The sequence below is a fragment of the Nevskia soli DSM 19509 genome (assembly GCF_000711955.1).
Taxonomy (GTDB): Bacteria; Pseudomonadota; Gammaproteobacteria; order Nevskiales; family Nevskiaceae; genus Nevskia; species Nevskia soli.
In genome coordinates, this window is the sequence record NZ_JONR01000078.1 from 1 (window position 1) to 5641 (window position 5641).

5 protein-coding genes are annotated in these 5641 nt (G+C 62.3%); 3 read left to right on the forward strand and 2 right to left on the reverse strand.

Features of this window, described 5'->3' with window-relative positions:
* The coding region (locus tag BP26_RS27010; RefSeq protein WP_036517702.1) for a porin at nucleotides 1-909 on the forward strand (909 nt) is incomplete at its 5' end.
* Nucleotides 910-1078: 169 nt separating this feature from the next.
* Nucleotides 1079-1801, forward strand: coding sequence for a phosphate signaling complex protein PhoU (phoU, locus tag BP26_RS0122365; RefSeq protein ID WP_029922779.1), 723 nt, complete (start codon nucleotides 1079-1081; stop codon nucleotides 1799-1801).
* 436 nt (nucleotides 1802-2237) lie between these two features.
* Here phoU and BP26_RS0122370 read toward each other — a convergent pair whose 3' ends face one another.
* Nucleotides 2238-3653, reverse strand: a complete 1416-nt coding sequence (locus BP26_RS0122370; RefSeq protein ID WP_211255022.1) for a porin — start codon at nucleotides 3651-3653, stop codon at nucleotides 2238-2240.
* Nucleotides 3654-4444: 791 nt separating this feature from the next.
* Between BP26_RS0122370 and BP26_RS0122375 the strand changes: the two genes are divergently transcribed.
* Complete coding sequence (locus BP26_RS0122375; protein WP_029922781.1) at nucleotides 4445-5224, forward strand: hypothetical protein; 780 nt, start codon at nucleotides 4445-4447, stop codon at nucleotides 5222-5224.
* 115 nt (nucleotides 5225-5339) lie between these two features.
* Here the strand turns inward: BP26_RS0122375 and BP26_RS0122380 are convergent.
* The coding region (locus BP26_RS0122380) for an IS110 family transposase (protein ID WP_029921539.1) at nucleotides 5340-5641 on the reverse strand (302 nt) is incomplete at its 5' end.

A 5641-nucleotide genomic window follows, 5' to 3' on the forward strand; every position in this document is an offset into this window, starting at 1 on the left:
ATGGACGAAATCGCCAGCAACAACAGCACGGTGTTCCTGGAGCGCAACATCGTCTCCGCCACCGGCGTCTACGGCGGCGTGGATTACACCAACGGCGTGTACTACAGCTGGAACAAGGGTGCCTTCACCAGCAGCGACAACCTGTGGGCCGGTGCCTCGGTCTACTCCCTGCACAAGCAGACCGGCGGCGCCGAAAACCGCACCCAGGGCCTGGGCTACAACGCCCGCCTGGCTTATGCGCCGTTTGTTTCCCCGACGGCCTGGGCGCATGTCGGCGTGAACTTCAGCAATGACAATTCCGACGTCAACAGCACGGTCACCTCGACCGCCTCGCCGTACGCCGGCTTCGGACCGGCTTACACCTACGGTGGCCGTTCCGGTGCCAAGTTCACCCTGGCCAGCTATGGCTCGGGCAACGCCAAGGCGCTGGGCAATCCGCACCAGGATGCCATCGGCGGCGAACTGGCCGGCGCCTGGGGCCCGGTTTACGGTCAGGCTGAGTACACCATGCTGGGTCTGCACCAGGAAGGCCTGAACGAAACCAACGTCAACGCCTACTCGGTCACCGGCGCCTACGCCATCACCGGCGAAACCCGCACCTACGACAAGAAGAACGCCACCTACAACGGCCTGCGCCCGGCGCATGCCTACGGCGCCTTCGAGATCGCGGCGCGTTACGACCATGCCCAGAACAATCTCACCAATGGCAATGTCGGTTGCACCGCGGCGGGTGCGGTGGCGGCGAACGTCAGCAAGTGCGATGTGTCGCTGATCACCGTCGGCCTGAACTACTACCCGAACCCGGCCGTCCGCTTCGTGTTCAACTACACGCACGGCGAAGCCAACCTCGGCAATGCCGGCAAGGACAAGCCGGACAGCCTCGGCCTGCGCGCGCAGCTGGTGTTCTAAGGTTTAAAAAGCGGTTTTGCGGTAAAGTTGCATGACCCGGCGCGGCGCAAGCCGCGCCGGGTGTTTTTCCAGACGATGCTTTGGTATCGTGTGGAAAAGCAGGGTCAATCCAGCCTGCTCCGACGGCCAACTCTCCGGCGGAACGGAATCGTCGTACCGGTAGCGAACCATGACTAGCCTGTCCTACAAGTCGCATATCTCCAGCCAGTACAACGAGGAGCTGGAGGACGTACGGCAGCGCGTGCTGGCCATGGGTGGCCTGGTGGAGCAGCAGATCGTCGACGCCACCCGCGCCCTGATGGAGAACGACGGCGTCCTCGGTGAGGAAGTGTCGCGCAACGACTTCAAGGTCAACCAGCTGGAGGTGCTGATCGACGAGGAGTGCAGCGGCATCCTGGCGCGGCGCCAGCCCACCGCCGGCGACCTGCGCCTGGTTTACGCCATCATCAAGACCATCACCGATCTGGAGCGCATCGGCGACGAAGCCGAGAAGATCGCGCGCATGGCCGTGGACCTGGCTTCGCAGGGCGGCGGCAACGCTCCGCTGATCGAAGTCGGGCACCTGTCACGGCATGTCTCGCAGATGGTGCGCGACGGCCTCGACGCCTTTGCCCGCATGGATGCCGACGCGGCCCTGGCCGTGGCCCGCGAGGACATGGCGGTGGACCGCGAGTACGAAGCCCTGATGCGCCAGTGCATCACCTTCATGATGGAAGATCCGCGCACCATCCGCCGCGTCATGGACATCATCTGGTCGGTACGCTCGCTCGAGCGCATCGGCGACCACGCCCGCAACATTGCCGAATACGTCATCTATTTCGTCAAGGGCAAGGACGTGCGCCACATCGGCATCGAGCAGATGGAGCGCGAGGTTCGGGGTACTTCCGAGTAGTACCCGGGCGTCCGCACGTAGCTTCCGGCACCGCCGAAGCATCAACAAACACCGGTTCTTTTTTCAATGCCTCTGCGCCACCGGCGCGGTGTATCGTTGCGTTCGCCGCGAGTAAGCGGATCAGGCATGCGTTTCCGGCCGCCCCGCGTCGGAAAACGCTGACCTCGAAACGGACCTTTACCCACTGGGATGGGAGATTTGGGACCCGATTGCTGGCGGGTTTCCGTCTCGAGGCCAGCGAAGGCAGCTTAGCGTGGCCTCGGTATCTTGGACCGCGCCGAATCCCATGAAATTCCCACGGGGTGCGTATTCCATGTGATCCGGTGCGGGGTTGCGCTTCAGGCCGCGCTCGTATGTGCATCGTCCCCTGTCACATTCCTTTCCATGAAGCAGCCCTGCGATTCGTGCAATGCCCGCGAACCGCAGGGCCGCAGCCTCAGAAGGTAAAGCGGATGCCGACCATCGGGGCGATGTTGGAACTCACCAGGTAACCGGAAGCCAGGCCATCGGCGACGCTGGAGAAGTTGACGCCCAGGTAGGCGTCGAAGCGTTTGGACAGGCGGTAGTCGCCCACCGCGGAGATGTCATACAAGGTGCCGCTGCATGACGAGGCGCTGGTATCGTGGCAGCCGGTTTTGTTGTAGTTGCCCTGGTCGTAGCGGTAGTAGGCGCCGACCAGGTCCAGATCCCGGGTAATGGAGTAGCGCACACCGACCCAGGAGATCTGCAGGATCTTGTGGATGTCGTAGGCGGTGTTGGTGACGTTGCTCAGCACATAGCCGCCGATGGTCTCCGTGCCGTTGGCAATGGGATGCGAAGGGTTGGCGTAGCTGATGTGCTCGTAGCCTGCATATACCTTCACCGGCCCCCGCGTGTATTTCCCCTGGAAGGAGTAGCTGCGGTTGTCCGAGATGGTGGCGGCGAGGGTGCCTGGCGCGGCCGCGGCCTGCGAGGCGCTGAGGGAGGCTGCGGAGACCGCATCCCGCACATAGGCGTAGAGCGCGTCGAAGGAAAAGCCGGCGTAGTCGAAGCCCACGTCGACCGAGTCGGCGCCCCCGGGGATGTTGCCGTCGCTGCCGAACTGATGCAGCAGGCCGATATGGCCGGGACCATGGCCATATACGTATTTGATCGCGGAATCGTAGCGCAGATCCTCGGTGTCGCCGTTGCCCCCGGAGACGCCCGAATAGCCGATCGGCGAAAAGGCCTGGGACTGCGCCTGCGGATCGTATTTGGCGAGATTGTCGGCCATCAGTCCGGTCTGGCGGCCGAAGGTCAGCGTGCCCCATTCCTTCGAGGCGATGCCGCCGTAGGCGGCGCCGTTGAACGGCTGTCCGGCCCGGCTGGAGTCGCCGCTGGTGGCCTGGCTGGTGAGCGCCTTGCCGTTGTTGTTGACCAGGGACGCCGGCCCATCGGTGAGCTTGCCGGAAGTGGGCTGGAACCCGGTCTCCAGCCTGAATACGGCTGACAGGTCATCGTTGATGCGCTCGAAGCCGCTCAGCCCGATACGGGACTGGCTCAGGCCATTGGGCGCGATCGAGGTGATCGACTTGTTGCTGAATTTCTGCACCAGGAAGGGCAGGCCGGGACCGTAGTCCGGACTCAGCGGTGCGCCGTGACTCATGTAGGCAAGGCCGATATCGACGGTGCCGTAGAGTGTGATGCCGTGGAAGGTGAGACCGTCATCGCCGGCGGGTGTGCTTTGCGCGATCGCCGGTGCCTGGATTGCGGCGCCGGCGGCAAACAGGGTTGCCCCATAGAACCGGGCTGAGGCTCTGCATGAATAAATAGATGGTTTCGTAATATATTTATTAATATCTACTTTATTCTTTGAAAATATTGAATTAGTCAAAGTTTACCCTCCACATAAAGCATTTATAAAAATCTGTTTTCTATGGAAACATATGTGCTTTATTATGTGGATAGCTTTTCTTTTATTGCCTTGATCTAAGTCAAGATTAAAATAGTCTTTATAAATTTATTTATCTTGTTTCGTCGCCTCGCGGACAGCCGTCTCCAGGGCACCCCAACGGCCCTGCCGAAGGGAGCCCCGCCAACGCCGGGCTTTCGTTTCGCCGCACACCAGGCTGCGCGGCGGCTGGTCGGCCCATGAAAAGAGCTGACCTTGAGGCGCCGTTTGCCCACTGGGATGGGAGAGTTCGGGTCCTGATTTGCTGGCAGGAAGTTCCTCAAGGTCAGCGAAACCAGCTTAGCGCCCTGGATCCGGCGCGGAAGGGGCGAAATCCCATGAAATTCCCACGGGAGCCCCCCAGGAGGGTGATAGCGCAGAAATCCATGAAGCAGCGGTGTTGGTGCCATCCCTGACCTGCCGCAGTGCACGCTCCGCTTTCGGAGCCCTTCCCGGCTGTCGTTGAGCGAGGGGCTGATCCGACGGCAAGTGAGATCGCTTTCCCGTTTTCGTCGATCCCTGTTTCAGGAGCTCTTTCCATTTCGCCTGAAACGGTTCGGGAAGCGGTTTCAAAGGTCCCGCCTCGACCGCGATTCCCTCCTAAATCCCCCTGAAAAGCCGTGGGATTTTCGTGAGAAATCATCCGTCCGCAAGCCGGTCAGAGCACGCAGAATCATCGCGGCTCGCAGGCCGCACTCGGCAACGACTGGCGTTTCGACTTTGGAGATACGGAAATGAAAAAAAGCAGCATGTGGATGGCGATTTACGGCAAGCCTCTGGTGGCCGGTCTGGTCGTAACGGCGGCGATCGCCGCGACAGGGATATCCCGGGCGGATCCGGTCGCGGAGTTTTCGCAGCGCATGGTGGTGTCGGGCGGCGGCGGCGACCCGGTCTGCAAGCAGGGCTCCGACTGGAGTCCTGAGGACTTCGTGTGCAAGCCGTCCGAGGCCGCACCCACGGCGGCGCAGCGCACCATCACGGTGACCGCTGCGGGGCGCGCTGTCGGCACCATCGTGGTCACCAACGATGGCTTCGGCACCGGCAGGCCGGTGCTCGGCGTCAAGAACGGCCGCTGCCCGGCGGATGTGCAACTGGAAGATGGCTCGCAGGAGCAGATCGGAGTCAAGGCCGAGTTCGTCATTACACCGGTTCACGGCGGCAGCCCGCGCACTGTCACGACCATCCTGGCCGAGCCGCAGCCGGCGCAGTTCCTGCGCAAGGGGCGCGGGCGCGAAGTGTTCGCGCTGCCGATGCTGGAGCAGCCGCTGGCCACCGAGGAGCCCGTTAACCTGGGGCTGGTCAGTCCAGGGGACCGCATCAAGCTGCGCCTGTTCGCCGTCGGCACCATGACCAGTTGCGAGGACGGCGCGCTCAAGCACCAGCCGGTGCTGGCGGGCCTGTGGGGTCCGAGTTCGACGCAGGCGGTGGGTTATCTCACCACGCCGCAGTCGACCTATGTATGGGACGACACCAAGGTGGCGCCGTTCAAGGCGGTGGCGACGTTCTCGTATTGAGGCAAGCGCTTTGGTGGCTCGATCATTCCTGGCGCCGCAACGGACCCGTTGGATCTTTCGCGGCGCTCAGGATGACTAGCCAACTTTCTGTCATCCTGAGATTCTATGGTTTTGGTCAAACTGCCAAGAGCACCTGAGGATTGAAGGAAGTGTGGTGTCGGTGGATGGACCAGGCGATGCGGGCGATCTTGCGAGCCAGGATGACCAGGGCGGCGGTTGTGGAGAGGCCTTTTGCGCGCTGGCGCTGGTAGAAAGGCCTCCAGGTTTTGGTTTTTGCGGCGGACATGGCGGCGTTGTAGAGCAGCCGGCGCAATTCTGCGGGGCCACGTTTGGACAGGCGCCGGCGGCCGGATTTCTGGCCGGAATCCATTGGCCGGGGATCCAGGCCGGTATAGGCCACAAAGGCATCGGCATTGC